Source organism: Streptomyces sp. NPDC048389 (assembly GCF_040706335.1).
Lineage (GTDB): Bacteria > Actinomycetota > Actinomycetes > Streptomycetales > Streptomycetaceae > Streptomyces.
Genome location: NZ_JBEZKP010000036.1, coordinates 52,869 through 74,921, shown reverse-complemented (window position 1 = coordinate 74,921; position 22,053 = coordinate 52,869). Strand labels below are relative to the sequence as shown.

At 70.3% G+C, this 22,053-nt stretch carries 22 protein-coding genes and 3 pseudogenes; 9 read left to right on the top strand and 16 right to left on the bottom strand.

Annotated features, from left to right (window positions below):
• Positions 1–384: 384 nt before the first annotated feature.
• The 3 pseudogenes from AB0903_RS23245 to AB0903_RS23235 form a co-directional block, all read right to left on the bottom strand.
• Positions 385–778 (bottom strand): annotated as a pseudogene (locus AB0903_RS23245) (DNA-3-methyladenine glycosylase); the annotation flags it as partial.
• 27 nt (positions 779–805) lie between these two features.
• Positions 806–1,418: pseudogene (locus AB0903_RS23240) on the bottom strand (DNA-3-methyladenine glycosylase).
• A 29-nt stretch (positions 1,419–1,447) separates the two neighbouring features.
• Positions 1,448–1,690, bottom strand: a pseudogene (locus AB0903_RS23235) (DNA-3-methyladenine glycosylase); the annotation flags it as partial.
• Positions 1,691–1,808: 118 nt separating this feature from the next.
• On the opposite strand from AB0903_RS23235, the gene AB0903_RS23230 reads away from it, so the two are divergent.
• The 3 genes from AB0903_RS23230 (at position 1,809) to AB0903_RS23220 (ending at position 3,874) form a co-directional block, all read left to right on the top strand.
• The gene (locus tag AB0903_RS23230; protein WP_366705686.1) at positions 1,809–2,591 is read left to right on the top strand and encodes a sporulation protein; all 783 of its coding nucleotides are present in this window, start codon (positions 1,809–1,811) and stop codon (positions 2,589–2,591) included.
• 44 nt (positions 2,592–2,635) lie between these two features.
• Positions 2,636–3,172: a YbhB/YbcL family Raf kinase inhibitor-like protein gene (locus AB0903_RS23225; protein WP_366705685.1), complete on the top strand. Its 537-nt coding sequence runs from the start codon at positions 2,636–2,638 to the stop codon at positions 3,170–3,172.
• Positions 3,173–3,364: 192 nt separating this feature from the next.
• Positions 3,365–3,874: an HNH endonuclease gene (locus AB0903_RS23220; RefSeq protein WP_366705683.1), complete on the top strand. Its 510-nt coding sequence runs from the start codon at positions 3,365–3,367 to the stop codon at positions 3,872–3,874.
• A 92-nt stretch (positions 3,875–3,966) separates the two neighbouring features.
• Here the strand turns inward: AB0903_RS23220 and AB0903_RS23215 are convergent, their stop codons facing one another.
• The 4 genes from AB0903_RS23215 to AB0903_RS23200 form a co-directional block, all read right to left on the bottom strand.
• On the bottom strand, positions 3,967–4,740 hold the full coding sequence (locus AB0903_RS23215) for a sulfite exporter TauE/SafE family protein (RefSeq protein WP_366705681.1): 774 nt from the start codon (positions 4,738–4,740) through the stop codon (positions 3,967–3,969).
• 80 nt (positions 4,741–4,820) lie between these two features.
• Positions 4,821–5,783, bottom strand: a complete 963-nt coding sequence (locus AB0903_RS23210; RefSeq protein WP_366705679.1) for an SPFH domain-containing protein — start codon at positions 5,781–5,783, stop codon at positions 4,821–4,823.
• A 124-nt stretch (positions 5,784–5,907) separates the two neighbouring features.
• Positions 5,908–6,336, bottom strand: a complete 429-nt coding sequence (locus tag AB0903_RS23205) for an NfeD family protein (RefSeq protein ID WP_366705677.1) — start codon at positions 6,334–6,336, stop codon at positions 5,908–5,910.
• A gap of 77 nt (positions 6,337–6,413) precedes the next feature.
• On the bottom strand, positions 6,414–7,205 hold the full coding sequence (locus AB0903_RS23200) for an ABC transporter ATP-binding protein (RefSeq protein WP_366705675.1): 792 nt from the start codon (positions 7,203–7,205) through the stop codon (positions 6,414–6,416).
• 155 nt (positions 7,206–7,360) lie between these two features.
• Here AB0903_RS23200 and AB0903_RS23195 point away from each other — a divergent pair, with 155 nt between their 5' ends.
• Positions 7,361–8,149, top strand: coding sequence for a hypothetical protein (locus AB0903_RS23195; protein ID WP_366705673.1), 789 nt, complete (start codon positions 7,361–7,363; stop codon positions 8,147–8,149).
• 382 nt (positions 8,150–8,531) lie between these two features.
• On the opposite strand, the gene AB0903_RS23190 is transcribed toward AB0903_RS23195, so the two are convergent.
• The 3 genes from AB0903_RS23190 to AB0903_RS23180 all read right to left on the bottom strand — a co-directional run bounded on the left by AB0903_RS23190 (position 8,532) and on the right by AB0903_RS23180 (position 10,787).
• Entirely contained in the window at positions 8,532–8,780 is a 249-nt protein-coding gene (locus AB0903_RS23190) for a chaplin (RefSeq protein ID WP_366705671.1), read from the bottom strand.
• Between the two features lie 224 nt (positions 8,781–9,004).
• The gene (locus AB0903_RS23185; protein WP_366705669.1) at positions 9,005–9,649 is read right to left on the bottom strand and encodes a response regulator transcription factor; all 645 of its coding nucleotides are present in this window, start codon (positions 9,647–9,649) and stop codon (positions 9,005–9,007) included.
• Entirely contained in the window at positions 9,642–10,787 is a 1,146-nt protein-coding gene (locus AB0903_RS23180) for a GAF domain-containing sensor histidine kinase (protein ID WP_366705667.1), read from the bottom strand. Before AB0903_RS23180 ends, AB0903_RS23185 begins: the two co-directional genes overlap by 8 nt.
• 198 nt (positions 10,788–10,985) lie before the next feature.
• Between AB0903_RS23180 and AB0903_RS23175 the strand changes: the two genes are divergently transcribed.
• The 3 genes from AB0903_RS23175 to AB0903_RS23165 all read left to right on the top strand — a co-directional run bounded on the left by AB0903_RS23175 (position 10,986) and on the right by AB0903_RS23165 (position 13,823).
• A complete protein-coding gene (locus AB0903_RS23175; RefSeq protein ID WP_366705665.1) occupies positions 10,986–11,681 on the top strand; it encodes an SDR family NAD(P)-dependent oxidoreductase in 696 nt (231 codons plus the stop codon).
• Positions 11,678–12,808 (top strand): S-adenosylmethionine:tRNA ribosyltransferase-isomerase, encoded by a 1,131-nt coding sequence (locus AB0903_RS23170; RefSeq protein WP_366705663.1) that lies wholly within the window; start codon positions 11,678–11,680, stop codon positions 12,806–12,808. The genes AB0903_RS23175 and AB0903_RS23170 overlap by 4 nt, the downstream gene beginning before the upstream one ends.
• Before the next feature lie 262 nt (positions 12,809–13,070).
• Complete coding sequence (locus AB0903_RS23165) at positions 13,071–13,823, top strand: transglycosylase SLT domain-containing protein (protein ID WP_366705661.1); 753 nt, start codon at positions 13,071–13,073, stop codon at positions 13,821–13,823.
• A 113-nt stretch (positions 13,824–13,936) separates the two neighbouring features.
• Here AB0903_RS23165 and AB0903_RS23160 read toward each other — a convergent pair whose 3' ends face one another.
• Complete coding sequence (locus tag AB0903_RS23160) at positions 13,937–16,495, bottom strand: FHA domain-containing protein (RefSeq protein WP_366705659.1); 2,559 nt, start codon at positions 16,493–16,495, stop codon at positions 13,937–13,939.
• Between the two features lie 331 nt (positions 16,496–16,826).
• On the opposite strand from AB0903_RS23160, the gene serB reads away from it, so the two are divergent.
• Complete coding sequence (serB, locus tag AB0903_RS23155; protein WP_366705657.1) at positions 16,827–18,053, top strand: phosphoserine phosphatase SerB; 1,227 nt, start codon at positions 16,827–16,829, stop codon at positions 18,051–18,053.
• A gap of 65 nt (positions 18,054–18,118) precedes the next feature.
• Here serB and AB0903_RS23150 read toward each other — a convergent pair whose 3' ends face one another.
• The 4 genes from AB0903_RS23150 to AB0903_RS23135 form a co-directional block, all read right to left on the bottom strand.
• Positions 18,119–18,670 (bottom strand): histidine phosphatase family protein, encoded by a 552-nt coding sequence (locus AB0903_RS23150; RefSeq protein ID WP_366705655.1) that lies wholly within the window; start codon positions 18,668–18,670, stop codon positions 18,119–18,121.
• A gap of 73 nt (positions 18,671–18,743) precedes the next feature.
• Positions 18,744–18,947: a hypothetical protein gene (locus AB0903_RS23145; RefSeq protein ID WP_366705692.1), complete on the bottom strand. Its 204-nt coding sequence runs from the start codon at positions 18,945–18,947 to the stop codon at positions 18,744–18,746.
• Between the two features lie 455 nt (positions 18,948–19,402).
• Positions 19,403–19,519 (bottom strand): SGM_5486 family transporter-associated protein, encoded by a 117-nt coding sequence (locus AB0903_RS23140; protein ID WP_264242608.1) that lies wholly within the window; start codon positions 19,517–19,519, stop codon positions 19,403–19,405.
• Between the two features lie 4 nt (positions 19,520–19,523).
• Positions 19,524–20,804 (bottom strand): MFS transporter, encoded by a 1,281-nt coding sequence (locus tag AB0903_RS23135; protein WP_366705653.1) that lies wholly within the window; start codon positions 20,802–20,804, stop codon positions 19,524–19,526.
• Between the two features lie 97 nt (positions 20,805–20,901).
• Here AB0903_RS23135 and AB0903_RS23130 point away from each other — a divergent pair, with 97 nt between their 5' ends.
• The gene (locus AB0903_RS23130; protein ID WP_366705651.1) at positions 20,902–21,588 is read left to right on the top strand and encodes a FadR/GntR family transcriptional regulator; all 687 of its coding nucleotides are present in this window, start codon (positions 20,902–20,904) and stop codon (positions 21,586–21,588) included.
• Here AB0903_RS23130 and AB0903_RS23125 read toward each other — a convergent pair.
• A complete protein-coding gene (locus AB0903_RS23125; protein WP_366705649.1) occupies positions 21,551–21,997 on the bottom strand; it encodes a hypothetical protein in 447 nt (148 codons plus the stop codon). The genes AB0903_RS23130 and AB0903_RS23125 overlap by 38 nt on opposite strands.
• Positions 21,998–22,053 lie beyond the last annotated feature (56 nt).

Genomic DNA, 22,053 nt, shown 5'->3' with positions numbered 1-22,053 from the left:
CGGGGTATCAACATATCTGGCGTTGATTTTTGGCACACTGTTGAGTTCTCAAGGAACGGACGCTTCCTTTGTACTCACCCTCAGGCTTCCCTGCGAGCTTTCCTCCGGGCGCTTCCCTTCGGTCTTGCGTCTCCGACTCTATCAGATCTTTCCGATCCGATTTCCTCGGCGCTTTCCGGTCTTTCGACCTTCCGGCGTGTCCACAACTTTAGCGGATTTCCCCGGCGACTCATAATCGAGTCATTGCGGCTTGAATTCCGGCATGCCGAAACCGCACCCGATTGAGGTTGTCGTCTAAGTAGTGGATGGCCGCTCCGGATCTGCTGAACAGCAGTGCTCCGTCTCAAGCGGCCCGGGCTACGTTAGGCGTCCGCGATGCCCGAGTCAAGTTCCGTTGCCGCTCCTGCGGCGCGGCACGTGAGCCCGGTAGGGGCTCACCGTCGGGTCGCCGTCGATCCAGAAGCGCCAGGAGTGGAGGGCCCCTCACCGCCCACCCCGGTCCCCGGGCCGTTGCTGACCTGGTCGGGGGTGGGCCGGTGGCCCTGGGATGAGAGAGAGGGGTGCGGTGGGGCCAAGGCAGAAGTCGACGCCGTTCAGCGCGGTCGACGTCGAGCGCGGTGGCCAGCCGGCCTTGGCCTTTGGCCAGTTCCTTGTCGTGCCGGGCCGAGACCCGACGCTTCCGGGAAAGCTCGACGCCCACCCGTACTTCGCCGGCGTGCAGCAGGACCCGCTCACCTTGCCCTTCCGGCCCGCACACCGCATAGAGGCAGTGCCACATCCGTGGGTGAGCAAGGCGCACGGCGGCTCAGGCTCCGGCCGGCGGCCTGGCTCGCGGGCTCAGCCGGTACGCCGAGACCGTCGGATCACCGGCGAGGTAGAAGCGATGCTGCCAGTCGTGGGCTTTGCTCACGCCCACCCGAGGGCCGACCCGGATGAGCGCAGCGGGTCCCGACTCGCCCTCGGACAGCACGACCGAGGCACCCGTCAGCAGGTCTGTGCCGTTGTGCTCCGCCGTGATACCGAGCGCCTGGCAGAAGTTCCCCGGACCCCGCGCAAGGCGTGGGCTCTCGACCTTCGCTCCTCGCCGCCTGCGCGCCAGGTCTTCCCCTTCGACGACCCTGCCTGCCCGGATGAGGACGGCCGAGGCGACACCGTCTGTTCCGGTGACGACGTTGGCGCACCAGTGGAGACCGTGGGACCGGTAGACGTAAAGGTGTCCTGCGGGCCCGAACATGACGGCGTTACGGGGCGTCCGGCCTCGGTAGGCATGGGAGGCCGGGTCGGTCGTGCCGGAGTACGCCTCGGTCTCCGTGATGGCGATGCTCACGGTTCCCTCGGGGGTCTTGCAGGTGAGGACGCTCCCGAGCAGCTTGGGGGGCGACCTCTTCAGCGGGATGGGCGAGGAGGTCGACGTTCACGCTGAGCGCCTTGACGTCTCGTAGGCCAAGTACACGTATGCGTGGCCCGGCGGGCCGAACACGACCTTGTTGCTCGCGGTGCGGCCGCGGAAGGCGTGCGTGCCGGGGACGGCCTCGCCCGCATGCGCCTCCACTTCCGTGATGCGCAGTTCGATGGAGCCGTCGTCGGTCCGTCTGGTCAGGGTGCCGCTGAGGAGATCCGGGGCCACTTCCAGAACCTGGCGGTCGAAGAAGTCCCGGGGCAGCGGCGTACGGTCAGGGTGCTCGATCATCGGGTTCGAGCGTACCGAAGGACCGCGAAGCCGCGGAGAGTACGGAGAGCGCGGAGAGACGCGGGAACCGACTACGGTCATCGGGCGTATGTAGGGGTCAGGACCAGAAGGAGTGGACATGGGCTTCAAGAGGCTGCTTGCAAGCTTGGGCGCCGGCGGCGCCTCCGTCGAGACGGAGCTTGCCGAGGCGAACGTCGTCCCCGGTGGGGTCGTCCAGGGTGAGGTGCGTATCCAGGGCGGTTCGGTGGATCAGCAGATCGAGGGGCTGTCCGTCGGTCTGCAGGCGCGGGTAGAGGTCGAGGGCGGTGATCAGGAGGTCAAGCAGGACATCGAGTTCACCAAGCAGCGGCTGGGCGGCGCCTTCGAGGTCAAGGCCGGCGCGGTGCATGTGGTGCCGTTCGGTCTCGAGATCCCGTGGGAGACCCCGATCACCACGATCGAGGGACAGAACCTGCGTGGGATGAACATCGGTGTGACGACGGAACTGGAGATCGCGCGGGCCGTGGATTCGGGCGACCTCGACCCGATCAATGTGCACCCGCTTCCGGCGCAGCAGGCGATCCTCGACGCGTTCGTCCAGCTCGGCTTCCGCTTCAAGAGCGCGGACATGGAGCGCGGTCACATCCGCGGGACGCGCCAGCGGCTGCCGTTCTACCAGGAGATCGAGTTCCTTCCGCCGCAGCAGTACCGCGGGCTGAACCAGGTGGAGCTGACGTTCGTCGCCGACGACCGGGAGATGGACGTCATCCTCGAGATGGACAAGAAGCCCGGCCTCTTCAGCGAGGGCAGCGACTCGTACAAGGCGTTCCAGGTGGGGCACGAGACCTTCCGGTCGACGGACTGGGCGGCTTACCTCAACCAGTGGCTGGCGGATGTCGGTGGGCGTCGCAACTGGCTCTAGGCTCGGGGTGGAAGAGGCAGGACGGCCGAATCGGAGGGTTTGACGTGACCGAGCTCAAGAGGGCTCCGCTTCCTCACGACTTTCATCCGGCGGTGCCTTCGTTCACGCTGGTGAGCGAAGACATCGAGCCGGGATCGGTGCTGAAGGACGCGCAGGTCCGGGCGGCGGGTGACACCTCGCCGCATATGCGTTGGGAGGGCTTCCCGCCGGAGACCAAGAGCTTCGCCGTGACGTGCTTCGATCCCGACGCGCCGACCGGCAGCGGCTTCTGGCACTGGGTGCTGTTCGACATCCCCGCGTCGGTGACGGAACTCCCGGCGGGTGCGGGGAGCGGGAAGTTCGAGGGCCTGCCCGACGGTGCGGTGCATGTCCGTAACGACTACGGGTCCAAGGACTTCGGCGGGGCCGCTCCGCCGGCCGGTGAGAAGCACCGCTATGTCTTCACCGTGTACGCGGTGGACAGCGAGAAGCTCGGGCCGGACGCCGATGTCTCACCGGCGGTCGTCGGCTTCAATCTGCGCTTCCACACGATCGCCCGTGCCCAGCTGCTCGCCGAGTACGAGGCTCCCGCGCAGAGCTGAGAGTTCGCTTCACGTTTGCCCTGCCCTGGTCCTGGAGAGACCAGGGCAGGGCAGTTTTGTTGCCGGGGTCTTGGTGTCCTGCCCCGGCAATGCACGGATATTGCGTTGTCCATCTCGGCTCGCCCGGCCAGAGTTGATCCCAGGCCGATGCCCGCCGTCGGGGGGCCGGGCCGGTGAACGGAGGTGGGCAGGATGCGGGACACACTGGTGCTCAATGCGAGCTTCGAGCCGCTGTCGACGGTGACACTGAACCGCGCGGTGGTGCTGGTGCTCCAGGACAAGGCAGTGGTCGAGCACTCCCACCCGGCGCTTCGGGTGCGCGCGGCGGCGGTGGATCTTCCTGTTCCCCGGGTGATCAGGCTCTGCCGGTACGTAAGGGTGCCGTTTCGAAGACAGGCGCCGTGGTCGCGGCGAGGTGTGCTGGTCCGTGACCAGTACCGGTGCGCATACTGCGGGCGGCGTGCCACGACGGTGGACCACGTGGTGCCGAAGTCGCGCGGTGGCGCTGACAGCTGGCTGAACACGGTGGCTTCCTGCGCGGAGGACAACCACCGTAAAGCGGACCGTACGCCGGAGCAGGCGGGTATGCCGCTGCTGCGCGAGCCGTTCGTCCCGTCGCCGGCGGAGGCGATGCTGCTGGGGCTCAGGTCGGGCGAGCGCGCCGTGCTGCCCGACTGGCTTGCTGCGCAGCCCGCGGCGTAGTGACGTGAGACGTCATCATGTGACGGCGTACGGCGTGATGCCGAGGCCCGCCCCCTGGAGTGCACCGGTCCCCGGGGGCGGGCCTCGCCGTGTCAGCGCAGCAGGAGTTGGACGATCGCGATGCTGCCGACGACGACGATGAAGGCGCGCAGCACTTCCGGCTTGAGCTTGCGGCCGACCCTGGCGCCGAGTTGTCCGCCGACGGCGGACCCGACGGCGATCAGCAGGACGGCGGTCCAGTCGAAGTCGGCGACGAAGAGGAAGAACACGGCGGCGACGCCGTTGACGACGGCACCGAGGACGTTCTTGACGGCGTTGATGCGCTGGAGGCTGTCGTCGAGCAGCAGTCCCATGAGGGAGAGGTAGAGGATGCCCTGGGCGGCGCCGAAGTAGCCGCCGTACCCGCTGGCGAGGAGCAACCCGGTGTGGAGCGCGGGCCCGCCGTGCGGGTTCGGTTCGGTGCCCCGTGCCGTGTGGCGGCGCTGCACGGCCCTGGCGAGGCGGGGCTGGAGGACGACGAGGATGAGTGCGAGGGCGATCAGTGCGGGGACGATCGTGTTGAACGCCTCCGACGGCAGAGCGAGAAGCAGGGCGGCGCCGGCCAGGCCGCCGAGGAGAGCGGTCGCGCCGAGGCGCAGTACCCGGGCGGTCTGTCCGCGCAGCTCGGCGCGGTAGCCGATGGCTCCGCTGATGGAGCCCGGTACGAGCCCGAGCGCGTTGGAGACGTTTGCCGTGATCGGCGACAGTCCGGTGGCGAGCAGCACCGGGAAGGTGATCAGAGTGCCGGAGCCCACGATGGTGTTGATGGTTCCGGCTCCCACGCCGGCCGCGAATACCGCCAGTGCTTCCCAGATGGACAACGCCATCTCCTTTACCTGTCCGTGAGTCGCCTCCCCGCCGTGAAGGTCGAGGGGCCTCACCGATCATGCATGAAGGGGGTGCGCGGTCAGTCGATGGGGGGCTGCTCGCGACGTTCGGTGCTGTTGCCGTTGCCGCCGGTCTGCTTGGGCACGGTGCCGCCGCCCATGCCGGCCATGGGGTTGAAGTTGCCCATCGCCCCGCTGAGGCCCTTGAGGGCGTCGCCGATCTCGCTGGGGACGATCCAGAGCTTGTTGGCGTCGCCCTCGGCGATCTTCGGGAGCATCTGCAGGTACTGGTAGGCGAGCAGCTTCTGGTCGGCGTCCCCGGCGTGGATGGACTCGAAGACCGTACGGATGGCCTGGGCCTCGCCCTCCGCGCGAAGGGCTGCCGCCTTTGCCTCACCTTCGGCGCGCAGGATCGCCGACTGCTTCTCGCCCTCGGCGGTGAGGATCTGGGACTGCCGGATGCCTTCGGCGGTGAGGATCGTGGCGCGCTTGTCGCGGTCCGCGCGCATCTGCTTCTCCATCGAGTCCTGGATGGAGGTGGGCGGTTCGATGGCCTTGAGTTCGACACGGTTGACGCGGATGCCCCATTTGCCGGTCGCCTCGTCGAGGACGCCGCGGAGGGCCGCGTTGATCTCCTCGCGGGACGTCAGCGTCCGCTCGAGGTCCATGCCTCCGATGATGTTGCGCAGGGTGGTGACGGTGAGCTGCTCGATGGCCTGGATGTAGCTGGCGACCTCGTAGGTCGCGGCGCGGGCGTCGGTCACCTGGTAGTAGATGACGGTGTCGATGTTGACGACCAGGTTGTCCTGGGTGATCACCGGCTGGGGCGGGAAGGGAACGACCTGTTCGCGGAGGTCGATGCGGTTGCGGATGGAGTCGATGAACGGGACGACGATGTTCAGGCCCGCGTTGAGGGTGCGGGTGTAGCGTCCGAAGCGCTCGACGATGGCGGCGCTGGCCTGTGGAATGACCTGGATCGTCTTGATCAGGGCGATGAAGACCAGCACCACCAGAATGATCAGGACGATGATGATCGGTTGCATCGCGTTCCCTGTGCCCTTCGCTGCCGGATGAGTCCGATGATCAGTTTCCCAGAACACGGGCCGCGGTGTTGCCGGTTCGGCCCCTTCAGCCCCTTCGGTCCGGAAGAAACCGGGTGGCGGCGCTTCACATCACCACAGCGGTGGCCCCGTCGATCTCGACGACGTCGACCTGCTGGCCCTCTTCGTAGGCCATGCTCGCGTCGAAGGCGCGGGCGGACCAGATCTCGCCGGCCAGCTTGATACGGCCGCCGCGGCCGTCGACCCGTTCGAGCACGACGGCCTGACGGCCCTTCAGCGCGTCGACGCCGCTGGCGAACCGGGGGTTCTGCGATCTGTGCCGCATCGCGATGGGGCGTACGACGGCGAGGAGCGCCACGGACACCGCGGCGAACACGAGCACTTGGGCCACCGTGCCACCGCCGACCGCCGCGACGACGGCCGCTGCCACCGCCCCCGCGGAGAACATTCCGAACTCCGGCATGGCGGTCAGTACGAGCGGAATGCCCAGTCCGACCGCGCCGATCAGCCACCACACCCATGCGTCGATGTCCACATGGGCATGGTAGGTCCGCCGGAGGGGGTCGGGACAGGGGGCGAGGGAAGGTCACCGTGCCCCGTTCCGGGCGGAGTTCAGCCGAGCGGGAGGCCCTGGGCCGACCAGCGCTCGCCGGTGCGCTCGACGACGAGCGGCAGGCCGAAGCAGAGCGACAGGTTGCGCGACGTCAGCTCGGTCTCCATCGGACCGGCGGCGAGCACCTTGCCCTGGCGGATCATCAGGACGTGTGTGAAGCCGGGCGCGATCTCCTCGACATGGTGCGTCACCATGATCATGGAGGGGGCGTACGGGTCACGGGCGAGCCGGCCGAGGCGGCGGACCAGGTCCTCACGGCCGCCGAGGTCGAGGCCGGCGGCGGGCTCGTCGAGGAGGAGCAGTTCGGGGTCGGTCATCATGGCGCGGGCGATCATGGTGCGCTTGCGCTCGCCCTCCGAGAGGGTGCCGAACCTGCGGTCGAGGTACTCGGTCATCCCGAGGCGGTCGAGGAAGGCGCGGGCGCGCTGCTCGTCCACCTCGTCGTAGTCCTCGTGCCAGGTGGCGGTCATGCCGTAGGCGGCGGTGAGCACCGTCTCCAGCACGGTCTGGCGCTTGGGGAGCTTCTCGGCCATGGCGATACCCGCCATGCCGATGCGGGGCCGCAGCTCGAAGACGTCGACGCCGCCGAGGCGCTCGCCGAGGACCTGGACCGTGCCGGTGGTCGGGAAGAGGTAGCTGGAGGCGAGGTTCAGCAGGGTGGTCTTGCCCGCGCCGTTCGGCCCGAGGATGACCCAGCGCTCACCCTCCTTGACCGACCAGGAGACGTCGTCCACCAGAGCGCGTCCGTCGCGGACCACGGATACGTCCACCAGCTCCAGTACATCGCTCATGAGCGCGTAGTCTCCCCATGCAATCGTCTTGAGGTGTTCGGGTGCGATTCGGGTTCTTTTGTGCACCTGGCGCACCTGTGGGCACACCACCCAGGGAAAACCTACGCCACCGGGTGAGTGCTCCGGTCGCCCGGTCCGGTCCCTAGGCTGGTGCCATGCTTTCGGAACCACGCTCAGGGCGGCTGGCCGCATGGGGAAACGCCCTTCTTGCCGGACTTGTGTCACCGGACGACGCGGTGCACGCCATTGTCGGTGACGACGCGGTGCACCGTGTCGAGGGACTGCCCGGGGAAACGGCACCGGTCGGTCTCACCCTCGCACTCGGCCGTCTGCGGGCGCTCGGCGTCACCGGCTACCGGGTGGCGCTCCCGGCCGCCGGCCACCCCCTGGGACTCAGCGGACCCCCGGAGTTCAACGCCAGGGCCCTCGATGCCGAGGAGGCGGTCGTCGCGACGGGGGCGGCGTACGGGCTGGTGCCCGAGGTGTACGAGGCGGGCCCGGTCGGCGACCTTCATGTGGAGGTCGTATGGCACTGCCTGCCGGTGCGGGAGGCCCCGCCCGCGGACGTGCCGTCGCTCGGCGAGGCGGAGCGGGAGCTCGCGGAGGCGCTGCGGGATGCGACGGCGGCGATGACGCGACTCGACGTCGCGGCGTCGGGCCCGGTCGCGGAGGCGGCCCTCGACGCGTACCGGGCACGGGCGGAACGGGGCGCGGCGGCCCGGACGCTGGCGCCCGGTTATCCGCCCCGTGCGGTACGGGTGTTGGAGCTGGCCCGGCGGATCGGCATGCTGGTCGCGCTCGCGTACGAGAACGGCCACGGCGGTGCGGTGAGCGCGTCCGAGATGGCGGCCCGGGTGGAGGCGCTGCGGCCGGTGGAACGGGTGGCGCGGAGGGCGCAGGTGGCGGCGTACAACGCCTGCGTGGAGGAGCGGGAGCGGGGCTGACGGTCCGCCGCGTGGCGCTGTTGCCCCACCGCCCCTTTCCCGAAGCCGGGGGCTCTGCCCCGGACCACCGCTCCCCCGTCGCCGGCGGGGTTGGATCTCGCCGCGCGAGATCCGCCCGGCCCGGGCGGGTGCTCCCCCTGCGCCTGGCGGCGTGGGAGGCACTCCTGCCCACGGCCGCCCAGGCCGTGGCGGGCGATCGAGGCCACCGCGCGAAGCGTGGTGGCCTCGGCGGGCGGAGCCCTGGCCGCCCGGCGGGCACGGGTCCGGGGCCTGCCCCGGTTCCGGGAAGAGGCGGGCAGGGGCAAGCCTGCCGCAGGCGCCACCACGCACCGCGCGGCGTCCGGGCAGTGCCCGGACGCCGCGGGTGCGGTCGAAGCAGCCGTCAGGCGTTGACGCCGCCGTTGCCGAACGCCGGGTTCAGCAGACCGATCACGTTCACCGTGTTGCCCACGACATTCACCGGCACGTGGACCGGGACCTGAATCACGTTGCCCGACAGGACGCCCGGGGAGCCCACTGCCTCGCCGTGCGCGTGGGCGCCGCCGGTGGTGGCCGAGGCGGCACCCGAGCCCGCGGCAACCAGGCTGCCGGCGATCATGGTGAGGGCTGCGGCCTTCTTCAGGTTCTTCACTTCGTCATTCCTCCTGGGCATTGGCTGCGGCCGGCCGCCGCTGCACGCCATGGAGAACGCCCGAAAGTGGCGCAGGATGCGCCGTGTGGGTGACATCCACCCGACAGTATGAATCTCGGACCGGAGTCTGACGCTCCGCACAACCAACACGGCCGCCGGTCGGTCAGCCTCCGCCCGGTCCCCCCGTCATCCGGCCTCCCGTCACCTGGTCACCCGTCATCCGCTCACCCTGTCATTCCGTGCCGCACGGCCCACAGCGCCGCCTGGGTCCGGTCCGCCAGGTCGAGCTTCATGAGGATGTTCGAGACGTGTGTCTTGACTGTCTTCTCCGACAGCACCAGCGCCCGCGCGATCTCCCGGTTGGAGCGCCCGTCCGCGATCAGGGCGAGCACCTCGCGCTCGCGTTCCGTAAGGTTGCCGCCTCGGCCCGTACCGCTGCCCGGCGCGTCGTCGGCCAGCAGTGCCCCGGCGATCTCCTGCTGCAGCAGGACGTGCCCCGCATGTACGGAGCGGATCGCGCCAGCCAGCGCGTCCGGGTCGACGTCCTTGTACACGTAGCCCGCGGCGCCGGCGCGCAGGGCGGGGACCACCGTGCGCTGCTCGGTGAAGCTGGTCACGATCAGGACCTTGGCCGGGTTGGCCAGCTCCCGCAGCTTGCGCAGGGCGTCGATCCCGTCCATGCCCGGCATCTTGACGTCCATGAGGACGACGTCCGGCAGCAGCTCCGCGATGAGGGCGACGCCCTCCGCGCCGTCGCCCGCCTCGCCGACGACCTCTATGTCGTCCTGGACCTCCAGGAACGTGCGCAGACCGCGCCGCACCACCTGATGGTCGTCGACCAGCAGGACACGGATCCTCTTGTCAGCCACCGGGGACCTCCATCTCGACCGTGGTGCCCTTGCCGGGCTCCGATTCGACGCTCAGCCTGCCGCCCACGCCGCTCGCCCTGTCCCGCATGGAGACCAGCCCCAGATGCCGTCCCGCCCTGCGGACCGCTCTCGGCTCGAAGCCCCTGCCGTTGTCGGTGACGGAGAGCACCGCGCCCTGGCCGCGGCGGACCAGTACCACGTCCACCTCTGTCGCGCCGGAGTGGCGCAGCGCATTGTGCAGGGCTTCCTGGGCGACTCGCAGCAGGGCCTCCTCCTGCGTCGCGGGCAGGGCCCGGATCGCGCAGGTGTCGAAGGTGACGCGGGCGCTGTGGGCGCGGTCGAGGACCTGGATCTGGGTGCGGAGGGTGTTGACCAGGCCGTCCTCGTCGAGCGCGGCGGGGCGCAGTTCGACGACGGCGGCGCGCAGTTCGTCCGCGGCCTCCGCGGCGAGCCGGGCCACCTGCTGGAGCTCGCCCTTGGCCCGGTCCGGGTCGCGGTCCACGAGTGCGGCGGCCGCCTGCGCGGTCAGCCGGAGCGAGAACAGCTTCTGGCTCACCGCGTCGTGCAGTTCGTGGGCGAGGCGGGAGCGCTCCTCCGCGATGGTGAGCTCACGGCTGCGCTCGTAGAGGCGTGCGTTGGTGAGGGCGATCGCGGCGTGCTGGGCGAGGATGCCCAGCAGCTCCTCGTCGTCCTCGGTGAAGCCGCAGCCGCCCTCCGGCCGGGGGCATCTCTTGTTGGCGAGGAACAGCGCGCCCATGACCTCGTCCCCGTCCTTCACCGGCAGGCCGATGAAGTCGGACATGTCCGGGTGGGCGGAGGGCCAGCCCTCGAAGCGCGGGTCCTTGCGGACGTCGGCGAGCCGCTCGGGCTTCGCGTCGCGGAGCATCGAGGCGAGGATGCCGTGCTGGCGGGGCAGCGGGCCGATCGCCTTCCACTGTGCGTCGCTGACGCCGTCGACGACGAACTGGGCGAAGCCCCCGTGGTCGTCCGGCACGCCGAGCGCCGCGTACTCGGCGTCCAGGAGCTCGCGGGCCGAGGCCACGATCGTCTTGAGCACGTCGCGCACCTCGAGATGTCTGCTCATGGCGAGGAGGGCGGTGCTCACAGCGGCGAGGCCGGAGCCGGGTCGGTGACTCATGCCACTCACCGTACCGGCGGGGTGTGACACTCCGTATCGGCCCGGGGACGGTATCCGATCGGGACTGCGGACGTAGGTCGAAGTGCCTTGCGCGGTGGGGCCTCGGGCACGAGGCGGCGGACTGCGATGCGTTCCTACGGTGGCTCCATCCACACAGGCGGCGGACAACGAGCGCCGAACGACAAGGGGATGGGCAACATGCCGGTAGCAGTGATCACTGGGGCGTCGAAGGGGCTGGGCCGGGCGCTGGCGGCGGCTCTGGCCGAGCGGGGCTGGGACCTGGTGCTGGGCGCCAGGGGCGCCGACGCGCTGGAGGAGAGCGCCCAGCACGCCGGACGGCACGGGACGCGTGTGGCGGCGGTGCCGGGGGACGTCACGGACGCCGGGCACCGCACCGCGCTGGTGGCCGCCGCGGGTCGGCTGGGCGGCCTGGACCTGCTGGTGAACAACGCGAGCGCGCTGGGCGCCGAGCCGCTGGTACGGCTCGACGCCCTGCCGTTGGCGGGTCTGCGGGCGGCGCTGGAGACCAATGTGGTCGCGGCGCTCGGCCTCGTACAGGAGGCGCTGCCTCTGTTGAGGCGGTCTCGAGCCGGTGCCGTCGTGGCCGTCAGTTCGGACGCGGCGGCGGAGGCGTACGAGACGTGGGGCGGCTACGGAGCCTCCAAGGCGGCGCTCGACCATCTCGCCGCCGTGCTCGCGGTCGAGGAACCCGGGCTGCGGGTGTGGAGCGTCGATCCGGGTGACATGCAGACGGACCTGTACGCGGCGGCGGTGCCGGACGACACGGATCCACGTCCCTCGCCCGAGTCCGTGGCGCCCGCCTTCCTGCGGCTGGTCGAGGACCGGCCGGCCGGCGGCCGGTACACGGCGCCCGCCCTGCTGGAGATCCGATGAGGCGGGGGCCGCAGGCCGCGACGTCCCTGGAGGCGCTGCGTGTGCCGGACGAGTTGTCCGCCCGGACACCGGCCGAGCAGCGGGGCGCGGGACGCGACGACGTGCGGCTGCTCCTCTCCCGGGGTACGGAGGTGTCGCACCACCGCTTCGGGCGGCTGCCGGGCCTGCTGCGCGCCGGTGACGTGCTGGTCGTGAACACTTCGGCCACCCTCGCGGCCGCCGTCGACGGGCGACTCGGCGGCGAGTCGGTGGTGGTGCACTTCTCGACCCGCGGGGACCAGGGGCATCCCGGGCAGGGACGTGGAGGCGGCCGCTGGGCGGTTGAACTGCGCCGCCCGGACGGCGCCGGCAGCACGGCGCCGCGGGCGGGCGGCCCGGCGGGGGCGGCCGTGCGACTGCCCGACGGCGGCGGGCTGGTGCTCGATGAGCCGCTCACCCCCGGGGCCGACCGGCTGTGGTGGGCATCGGTGTCCGTGGACGTACCGACGCTGCTGCGGAGGTACGGCAGGCCGATCCGGTACGGGTACACGGCGCGGGACCAGCCCCTGTCGGCGTACCAGACGGTCTTCGCGCTCCCCTCCCCCGACGGCTCCGGCTCGGCGGAGATGCCGAGCGCGGCCCGCCCTTTCACCGCGCGGGTGGTGGCGGAGCTGGTGAGCAGGGGGGTCCAGTTCGCCCCGCTCGTCCTGCATACCGGTGTGGCGTCGGCTGAGGCGCACGAGCCGCCGTACCCGGAGCGCTTCGATGTCCCCGCCACGACGGCGTGGCTGGTGAACGCGGCACGTGCCGCGGGTGGCCGGATCGTGGCGGTCGGCACGACGGCCGTGCGGGCCCTGGAGTCTGCGGCGGGCGCCGACGGCGTGGTCCGGCCGGCCTCGGGGTGGACGGACCTGATCGTGACCCCGCGACGCGGAGTGCGGGCGGTGGACGGGCTGCTGACCGGCCTGCACGAGCCGGAGGCGTCACACCTGCTGATGCTGGAGGCGGTCGTCGGCAGGCCCGCGCTGACCTGCGCGTACGCCGAGGCGCTGAGGCACCGCTACCTCTGGCACGAGTTCGGCGACGTCCACCTCCTCCTTCCGGAGGAGGGACCTCACTCTCAGGATTGCTGGAGCAACAGCTGGTGAGGCCGCCGCACGGGCGGTGTGAGCCCGCACATAGGGCCCAGATCACTTACGAGACTCTTTAGTTGACACATAAGGGGCATCCAGCCTCGGACAGCACAGGCGAATCCGGACAATGGGAACATGTGATCCACTACCGCGGATCGTACGTCACACCTTTGCCAGGCGATTTTGCGCCAGCTAAGAATTGCCGACGTCGCTTCCGAACAGCGCAGAGCCGAACCGGCCTGGAGCGACTTTCCGCTATTCGAAGAGGTACGTCTGTATGTCCGCGTTCATCACCCCTGAGATCCGACGACGACTTAAGAGCCGCAAGACCGCGATCGCCGGTGTCGCCGCCGTCGCCGCGACCACTGTGGCTCTCTCCCTCGCCCCCTCGGGCAACGCGGAGGCCGGTGTGCAGACCGAGGCCGCCGCCGCGGCCCCGGTGGCCTTCAAGGCCGACGCCGAGAAGACCGCCGCGCTGCAGGAGAGCATCACCAGCCAGCAGTCCGCCTTCGAGGCCCAGCTGAAGGCCACGCAGGCCAAGGCCAAGGCCGAGGCGAAGGCGAAGGCCGAGAAGGCCGCCGCCGAGAAGAAGGCCGCGGCGAAGGCCGCCGCCGAGAAGAAGGCCGCCGCGAAGGCCGCCGCCGAGAAGCGCGCCAAGGAGCAGGCCGCCAGTCGCGCCGCCGAGCGCAAGCCGGCGAAGGTGACCTACCCGAACAACCTGGACGGGTGGATCCGCGAGGCGATGGCGATCATGAAGAAGCACGACATCCCCGGCAGCTACGACGGCATCCACCGCAACATCATGCGGGAGTCCTCCGGTGACCCGCGGGCCATCAACAACTGGGACATCAACGCCATCAACGGTGTCCCCTCGAAGGGCCTGCTGCAGGTCATCAAGCCGACCTTCGACGCCTACCACGTCCCCGGCACCTCCTGGGACCAGTACGACCCGGTCGCCAACATCGTCGCCGCCTGCAACTACGCGGCCGACCGCTACGGCTCCATGGACAACGTGAACAGCGCCTACTGAGGCGGCTGACACACGAGCCGGCGGCGCGGCCGGCGGACACGCCACAGACGCGAAGGGCGCACCCCGTACGGGGTGCGCCCTTCGGCGTGGTGGTGCGGCCGCGTGAGCCGCGTCTACTTGCGCATGACCTCGGGCTCGTGCCGGCGCAGGAAGCGGGCCACCAGGAACCCGCACAGGGCGCCGAGCGCGAGCAGCGCGCCCATGGCGAGGAACCAGGCGCCCGCCTCGTGGTCCCACAGGGGGTCGGTGCTGGTCGGATCGTCCGTGTTCGGGTTGATCTTGTTGAAGTCCAGCGTCGTTCCGGCGGCGGCGACCGCCCAGCGCGACGGCATCAGATACGAGAACTCGTTGACGCCGACCGTGCCGTGCAGGATGAACAGGCAGCCGGTGAACACGACCTGGATGATCGCGAACATGACCAGCAGCGGCATGGTCTTCTCCGCCGTCTTCACCAGGGCGGAGATGATCAGGCCGAACATCATCGACGTGAAGCCGAGCGCCATGATCGGCAGCGAGAGTTCGAGCATGACCGCCCCGCCGAGGACCAGACCCTCGCTGGGCAGCTCGCGGGTGGCGAAGCCGATGGCCCCGACCAGACCGCCCTGGATCACGGTGATCATGCCGAGGACGATGACCTTGGACATCAGATACGCCGAGCGTGACAGGCCGGTCGCCCGTTCCCGCTCGTAGATGACCCGCTCCTTGATCAGCTCGCGGACGGAGTTGGCGGCGCCCGCGAAGCAGGCGCCCACCGCGAGGATCAGCAGCACCGTGGTGGCCGTGCCGTTCGGAATGATCCTGCCGGTCTGCGCGTTCTGGTTGACGAGCAGGCCCTTGTCCGGGTCGATGAGCAGGCTCACCGCACCGAGCACCGCCGGCAGGATCAGCATCAGGGCCATGAAGCCCTTGTCGGACACGATCACCGAGATGTAGCGCCGCATGAGGGTGAACAGCTGGGAACCCCAGCTCTGCGGCTTCGGCTGGCGCATCTGCTGCCCGGACGGCATGCTCACCGACTGCGCGGCGACGGCGTCGATGTCCGCGGCGTACATCTGGTAGTGCTGCGAACCGCGCCAGCGGCCCGCCCAGTCGTAGTCGCGGTAGTTCTCGAAGGCCGAGAAGACATCGGCCCACGTGCTGTAGCCGAAGAAGTTGAGCGCCTCCTCCGGCGGACCGAAGTACGCAACGGAGCCGCCGGGCGCCATGACCAGCAGCTTGTCGCACAGCCCCAGCTCCGCCACCGAGTGGGTGACGACGAGAACGGTGCGGCCGTCGTCCGCCAGACCGCGCAGCAGCTGCATGACGTCACGGTCCATGCCCGGGTCGAGGCCGGAGGTCGGCTCGTCCAGGAAGATCAGCGACGGCTTGGTCAGCAGCTCCAGGGCGACGGACACACGCTTGCGCTGGCCGCCGGAGAGCGAGGTGACCTTCTTGTCCTTGTGGATGTCGAGCTTGAGCTCGCGCAGCACCTCGTCGATACGGGCCTCACGCTCGGCCTCGGCGGTGTCGCCGGGGAAGCGGAGTTTGGCCGCGTACTTCAGTGCCTTACGGACGGTGAGCTCTTTGTGCAGGATGTCGTCCTGCGGGACCAGGCCGATGCGCTGGCGCAGCTCGGCGAACTGCTTGTAGAGGCTGCGGTTGTCGTAGAGGACGTCGCCCTGGTTGGCGGGCCGGTAGCCGGTGAGCGCCTTCAGCAGGGTGGACTTTCCGGAGCCGGACGGGCCGATGACACCGATCAGCGACTTCTCCGGGACGCCGAAGGAGACGTCCCGCAGGATCTGCTTGCCGCCGTCGACGGTCACCGTGAGGTGACGGGCCGAGAAGGAGACCTCACCGGTGTCGACGAACTCCTCGAGCTGGCCGCCGACGATACGGAAGGTGGAGTGACCGACGCCGACGATGTCGCTCGGCCCGATGAGGATCGTGCCGGACTTGGCGATCGGCTGACCGTTGACATAGGTGCCGTTGTGGGAGCCCAGATCACGGATCTCGAACCGGCCGTCGGGGTGCGCGGTGAACTCGGCGTGGTGACGCGACACCTGCAGGTCGGAGACGACGAGCTCGTTCTCCAGCGCACGACCGATGTGCATCACCCGGCCGAGGGCCAGCTGGTGGAAGGTCGTCGGGCTGCGGTCCCCATGGGCCGGCACAGCGGCCTGGCCCTGCGGCGGGCCCTGCTGGTGCGGGACCTGCGGAGGCTGCTGCTGCCAGCCCTGCTGGGCGGGCGGCTGCTGGGCGGGCGGCTGCTGGGCGGGCGGCTGCTGCCAGCCCTGCTGGGCGGCCGCCTGCTGCGGCTGCTGGACCGGAGCCTGAGCGGCCTGCGGCGCGCCCTGGGCGTAGGCGCCGGCCGCGGCTCCCGCCGGTGCGCCGGCGCCGGTCAGACCGAGACGGGGGCCGTCGGTGGCGTTCCCCAGATGCACCGCCGTTCCGGCACCGATCTCCATCTGATGGATCCGCTGGCCGTGTACATACGTGCCGTTGGTGCTGCCGTGATCCTCGATGACCCAACTGCGCCCGCCCCAGCTGATCGTGGCGTGCCGCCACGAGACCCGGGCGTCGTCGATCACCACATCCCCCTGGGGATCGCGCCCCAGGGTGTACGACCTGGACGGATCGAGCGCCCAGGTCCTTCCGTTCAATTCCAGTACGAGTTCCGGCACTCCATGCCCCACTAGTTGTCCCCCGAGCTTCCCCCGTCGCCGGGAGTCTAGGGAAGGCGAACATCGTGGGAACTATTTCAGGCCCGGCCTCGTATCCGAAAGTCGGGCCGTGTGAGGACCTCGTTCGGTACGGAGTTGGGACGTTCGCCGACGGAGACGGACGTGGCGCGGCGGCGACGGCCCCCACGAGTGCTGACGGATCACGCGTGAACCGAACAATCCAGGCCAATCGCCCGTCCCGGCGCCCCTTCCCGCCGCAGGACGGCTCCGGGCCCGCCCGGGGTGTCCGTCAGGCGGGACAGAACCTCCCGTTCCGGCCGTCGCCCGATACGGTGGTAACACCATGAGCGCATCGCAGCCCCCTCCCAGCACCGACGTCCCCACCCTTCTCGTCAAGATCTTCGGGAAGGACCGCCCGGGGATCACCGCCGGGCTCTTCGACACCCTCGCCGCGTACGCCGTCGACGTCGTCGACATCGAGCAGGTCGTCTCCCGGGGCCGGCTCGTGCTGTGCGCGCTCGTCACCGCGCCGACGGCCGGCGGGGCCACCGAGGGCGAACTGCGCGCCACCGTGCACAGCTGGGCGGAGTCCCTCAAACTGCAGGCCGAGATCATCTCCGGTACGGGCGACAACCGGCCGCGCGGCAGCGGACGTTCCCATGTGACGGTGCTCGGGCACCCGCTCACCGCGGAGTCCACGGCGGCCATAGCGGCCACCATCGCCGGCGCCGGCGGCAACATCGACCGTATCTTCCGACTGGCGAAGTATCCGGTCACGGCCGTCGAGTTCGCGGTCTCCGGCGTCGAGACCGAGCCGCTGCGGACCGCGCTGGCCCTGGAGGCCGCCGAGATCGGCGTCGACGTCGCCGTCGTGTCCGCCGGACTGCACCGGCGGGCACAGCGCCTCGTCGTCATGGACGTGGACTCCACCCTCATCCAGGACGAGGTGATCGAGCTCTTCGCGGCGCACGCCGGCTGCGAGGACAAGGTCGCGGAGGTCACCGCCGCGGCCATGCGCGGCGACCTGGACTTCGAGCAGTCGCTGCACGCACGCGTGGCGCTGCTCGAGGGCCTCGACGCCTCCGTCGTGGACAAGGTCCGCACGGAGGTACGGCTCACTCCGGGCGCCCGCACCCTGATCCGTACCCTGAAGCGGCTCGGCTACCAAGTGGGCGTCGTCTCCGGCGGCTTCACCCAGGTCACGGATGACCTCAAGGAACGGCTCGGGCTCGATTTCGCGTCGGCGAACACCCTGGAGATCAAGGACGGGAAACTCACCGGCCGGGTCGTCGGCGAGATCGTGGACCGGGCGGGCAAGGCCCGGCTGCTGCGCCGCTTCGCGACCGAGGCAGGGGTTCCGCTCACGCAGACGGTCGCGATCGGCGACGGGGCGAACGACCTCGACATGCTGAACGCCGCCGGACTCGGCGTCGCGTTCAACGCCAAGCCCGTCGTACGCAAGGCGGCGCACACGGCGGTCAACGTGCCCTTCCTCGACACCGTGCTGTACCTGCTGGGCATCACCCGCGAAGAGGTCGAGGCGGCCGACGACGGCACCGGCGAGCACTGACGGGCCCCGGTATGTGAGCGGCCCCCGGCACAGTGTGCCGGGGGCCGCTCACATACCGTGACCGGTCACTCGTGCGGGGTCCAGTAGTCGAGCAGCCTTCCCACACCGTGCTCCACGGACTTCCACGGCCCGCTGACGGACACGACGGCGAATGCCGAGGTCGGGAAGCCGTCCCGGGTCATACGGGTCAGTGCGTCACCCTCCGAGCTGCCCGCCAGGGCGTCCGCCAGGGCGTGCATACCGGGGTTGTGGCCGATGACAAGCAGATCGTTCACCTCGTCGGAGGTCTCCGCCAGCAGGGCGAGCAGATCACCGAGAGATGCGTCGTACAGCCGCTCCTCGTACACCGTCTTCGGGCGGTGCGGCAGTTCGTGCACCGCGAGCTTCCATGTCTCGCGGGTCCTGACCGAGGTGGAGCACAGGGCCAGGTCGAAGTCGATACCGGTCTCCGCCAGACGCCGGCCTGCCACCGGAGCGTCCTTGCGGCCGCGCTCTGCGAGCGGGCGCTCGTGGTCGGACACCTCGGGCCAGTCGGCCTTCGCATGCCGGAGGAGAACAATCCTGCGGGATTCGGGAGACCCGGGGGGTGTCCCCCCGGAAGACACAGCGGCGCTCATGCAACCCAGCTTCGCATGAAATGAGCCAGCGGGCGCAGGGTGTTGACGTGCTCCGCCATGAAGAGTGACCCCGTCAACGGACCAGTGCCCGGTGGATGAGCCGGAGGAACTCGGCGGCCCCCGGAGCGTCGCCCGCCGCGGCGTGCGCCTGGCCGGGACCGGCGATCAGCATCAGCAGCGCGCAGAAGGCGATCACCGGGAGCGCAAGTGCCCACCAGGGCAGCAGGGCACCGCCCGGGGCGGAGGCCGAGGACCGGGGGCGCGTATGGGCCGGCATGGCCGCCTCCGTAGGTCTGAGGTCGAGTACCTCAAACGTACGGATCATGGATTCCTCGGCCCATCCGGCGACCCACCCACTTCACCCTGACCCTGGCCCCCTAGGGGTTGGTGGTGCCGGCACCCCTCTCGTTCGGGGCCCGGTTCGCCTCCCGACGGTCCACCGGACCGCTCCGGCGGCCGCGCCACCCGCGTCGCCGCACGGGTGCGGCCGGGCCGGCCCCGTGGCCGCACCTGCGACCGGGCCGCTTTCGAGCGGTGAGTGAGCCGAAAGGGTGCGCGAGTGCCGAAAGGGAGTGGAGCGTCGGAGGGGAGTGGGGTGCCTCCCGCCGAAGGCACGGGGAGTGCGGAGGTCCCGAGAAACGAGGGACCGAGTACGACCGCCGTCGCACGCACGGAGCGCCCCGGTGGGGGTCCTGCCGGCGAGACCGGGAAGAGAACCGAGCCCCCTGAGAATCAGGGCGCGGCGATCGTCGCGATCACGGAGATGACCACGCCGATGAGCAGGATGAGGCCGAAGATCCCGAGGAGCTTCTTCTGGCCGTTCTGGGGGTTCGGGTCGAGCACAGGCATGGAATCAGTTTCGCATCCCGGTCTCGTCCTCGATCGTCCGGTCCCTGCCCGCCAGGAGTCCCATGCCGATCTGCGGCAGGAGCAGGGCCGCCATCAGCGTGAGCGGCAGGTCCCAGCCGCCGCTGTGCTGGTACAGCACGCCCACCAGCAGCGGCCCGGGGATGGAGATCAGATATCCGGTGGACTGGGCGAACGCGGAGAGCCGTACGACGCCCGTTCCCGTCCTCGACCGCATGCCGATCATGGTCAGGGCCAGCGGGAACGAGCAGTTGGAGACGCCCAGCAGCAGGGCCCACGCCCAGGCACCGGCCGCCGGGGCCAGCTGGAGGCCCAGATATCCGGTGAGTCCGCAGAGGCCGAGCGCGACGACGATCGGCCCCTGCTGTTTCATGCGTGTCGCGAGCCTGGGGATCACGAAGGCCAGCGGCACGCCCATGACCATGGTGACGGCCAGCAGCACGCCCGCCGTCCCGGCGGGGACGCCCGCGTCACGGAAGATCTGCGGCATCCACCCCATGGTGATGTACGCGCCGGTCGCCTGGAGCCCGAAGAAGCAGGCCAGCGCCCAGGCGGTCGGGCTGCGGGTGATGCGCGGGGCGGCCGCGGACTCCCCTGCGCCGACGGCCTTACCCGACGCCGGCGAGGCGCTGTCCCGGCTGTCGCGCACGAGTCCCGGCCAGGGCAGTACGGCGACGGCGGCGAGCACCGCCCAGACCGCGAGGCCGCCCCGCCAGCTGCCGCCCAGCGCGCTCGTGAGAGGCACGGTCGCGGCGGCCGCGAGGGACGTGCCGAGTGCGAGCGCCATCGAGTAGAGGCCGGTCATCGAACCGACCCGGTCGGGGAAGTACCGCTTGACGATCACCGGCATCAGCACGTTGCTGACGGCGATGCCCATGAGGGCGAGCGCGCTGGCGGCGAGGAAAGCGGCCGTGCCGCCGGCGAACGGCCGTACGGCCAGGCCCGTCGCGACGGCCGCCATGCCGGCGCAGACGACGGCGCCCGGCCCGAAGCGGCGGGCGAGCCGAGGCGCTGCGACACCGAAGACGGCGAAGCACAGCGGTGGTACGGAGGTGAGCAGCCCGGCGACGCTACCGCTCATGTGCAACCCGGTGCGGGCCTCTTCGAGCAGGGCTCCGAGGCTGGTGATGGCGGGGCGCAGATTGAGCGCGGCCAGCACCATGCCTACGACGACGAGCCCGGTGGCCCGGACCGGGGCCCGCACTGCGGAGTCCTGGGCGGCATGGGGCGTTTCTGCGGTGCTCAGGGTGCGGATCTCCTCGGACATCGAACCATCATAGAATCATGGGATGATTGGTTGTCCAATCCCGTACGGTCCGGCGGCCCGCCGGACGCCGGGCGGACGCCTCACGACAAGGAGCACCATGGCGCTGTCCTCTCCCCGGCGTTCCGCGCTCTCCGACCAGGTGATCGCCCAGCTGCGGAACCAGATCACCTCGGGCGAGTGGCCGGTCGGATCGCGGATCCCGACCGAACCGGCACTGGTCGAGCAGCTCGGTGTCGCCCGCAACACCGTCCGTGAAGCGGTGCGCGCACTCGCCCACAACGGGCTTCTGGACATTCGGCAGGGCTCGGGCACGTACGTGCTGGCCACCAGCGAGCTGGCAGGCGTCATGCACCGCCGGTTCGCCGACGCCGACCCGCGGCACATCGCCGAGCTGCGCTCGACCCTGGAGTCTTCGGCGGCCCGGCTGGCCGCCGAACGGCGCACGGAGCGCGACCTGAAGCAGTTGGACGCGCTGCTGGCCAGACGCGAGAAGGCGTGGGAGTCGGGTGTCGCGGAGGAGTTCGTGGCGGCCGACGCGACGTTCCACCTCGCCGTGGTCGCCGCCTCTCACAACGAGGTCCTGACGGAGCTCTACGCCGACCTGGGGGACGTGCTGCGGGACTGGCTGCGCGAGGACGTCGGCCGGGAGCTGCGCCCCGAGCACCACATGGACCACGCGCGGATGGTCGAGGCGATCCGCGCGGGCGACGGCGACGCGGCGGCCGCGGAGGCGGCCGGCTATCCCTTCATGTGCCTGCGTCGGCCCGCATCGGCTGGTGACTGACCCAGGCGGAGCGGATCTCCTTCCAGCACCGGCCGGTGAGCTCCCGGTACTCGGCGGCGCGGAGCAGCACGGGTGCCGTGTCCGCGTCCACGTCCCACCAGCGGTCGCACTCGATGTGCAGGCGCACCCGGTCGGCGGAGGGATACGGATTGTGGCAGTAGGCGGTGACCCGTGAGCCCTCGATGACGGTGGTGCACTGAGCCCGGTAGTCCGGCGTCGGCGCCGGCCGGGGGTCCTGCGTTTCCTGACGGAACTGGAGGGTGGCGAGGGGGACGGCCCCCAGCAGAACCGTCGCGGCGGCCAGTACGGAGGCGTTGCGCCATGTCGTACGCACGAGCAGGACCTCCTCGGCCGGGCTGCGACGCACGCGCCGCAACAGCACCACAAGGAAGATTTGCTCCTCCAGCATCGCCGCCGCCGGGTCCGGCCGCCCACGCACTGGGCCGAACGGGCGACGCCCCGCCC

Coding starts and splice junctions, on each gene's coding strand:
- AB0903_RS23145 (WP_366705692.1), bottom strand. CDS start 18,947: ATGCCGGCCCATACGCGCCCCCGGTCCTCGGCCTCCGCCCCGGGCGGT.
- AB0903_RS23150 (WP_366705655.1), bottom strand. CDS start 18,670: ATGAGCGCCGCTGTGTCTTCCGGGGGGACACCCCCCGGGTCTCCCGAA.
- AB0903_RS23140 (WP_264242608.1), bottom strand. CDS start 19,519: ATGCCTGTGCTCGACCCGAACCCCCAGAACGGCCAGAAGAAGCTCCTC.
- AB0903_RS23195 (WP_366705673.1), top strand. CDS start 7,361: ATGCTTTCGGAACCACGCTCAGGGCGGCTGGCCGCATGGGGAAACGCC.
- AB0903_RS23130 (WP_366705651.1), top strand. CDS start 20,902: ATGGCGCTGTCCTCTCCCCGGCGTTCCGCGCTCTCCGACCAGGTGATC.
- AB0903_RS23200 (WP_366705675.1), bottom strand. CDS start 7,205: ATGAGCGATGTACTGGAGCTGGTGGACGTATCCGTGGTCCGCGACGGA.
- AB0903_RS23220 (WP_366705683.1), top strand. CDS start 3,365: ATGCGGGACACACTGGTGCTCAATGCGAGCTTCGAGCCGCTGTCGACG.
- AB0903_RS23210 (WP_366705679.1), bottom strand. CDS start 5,783: ATGCAACCGATCATCATCGTCCTGATCATTCTGGTGGTGCTGGTCTTC.
- AB0903_RS23135 (WP_366705653.1), bottom strand. CDS start 20,804: ATGTCCGAGGAGATCCGCACCCTGAGCACCGCAGAAACGCCCCATGCC.
- AB0903_RS23125 (WP_366705649.1), bottom strand. CDS start 21,997: ATGCTGGAGGAGCAAATCTTCCTTGTGGTGCTGTTGCGGCGCGTGCGT.
- AB0903_RS23165 (WP_366705661.1), top strand. CDS start 13,071: ATGTCCGCGTTCATCACCCCTGAGATCCGACGACGACTTAAGAGCCGC.
- AB0903_RS23230 (WP_366705686.1), top strand. CDS start 1,809: ATGGGCTTCAAGAGGCTGCTTGCAAGCTTGGGCGCCGGCGGCGCCTCC.
- AB0903_RS23170 (WP_366705663.1), top strand. CDS start 11,678: ATGAGGCGGGGGCCGCAGGCCGCGACGTCCCTGGAGGCGCTGCGTGTG.
- AB0903_RS23215 (WP_366705681.1), bottom strand. CDS start 4,740: ATGGCGTTGTCCATCTGGGAAGCACTGGCGGTATTCGCGGCCGGCGTG.
- AB0903_RS23180 (WP_366705667.1), bottom strand. CDS start 10,787: ATGAGTCACCGACCCGGCTCCGGCCTCGCCGCTGTGAGCACCGCCCTC.
- AB0903_RS23175 (WP_366705665.1), top strand. CDS start 10,986: ATGCCGGTAGCAGTGATCACTGGGGCGTCGAAGGGGCTGGGCCGGGCG.
- serB (WP_366705657.1), top strand. CDS start 16,827: ATGAGCGCATCGCAGCCCCCTCCCAGCACCGACGTCCCCACCCTTCTC.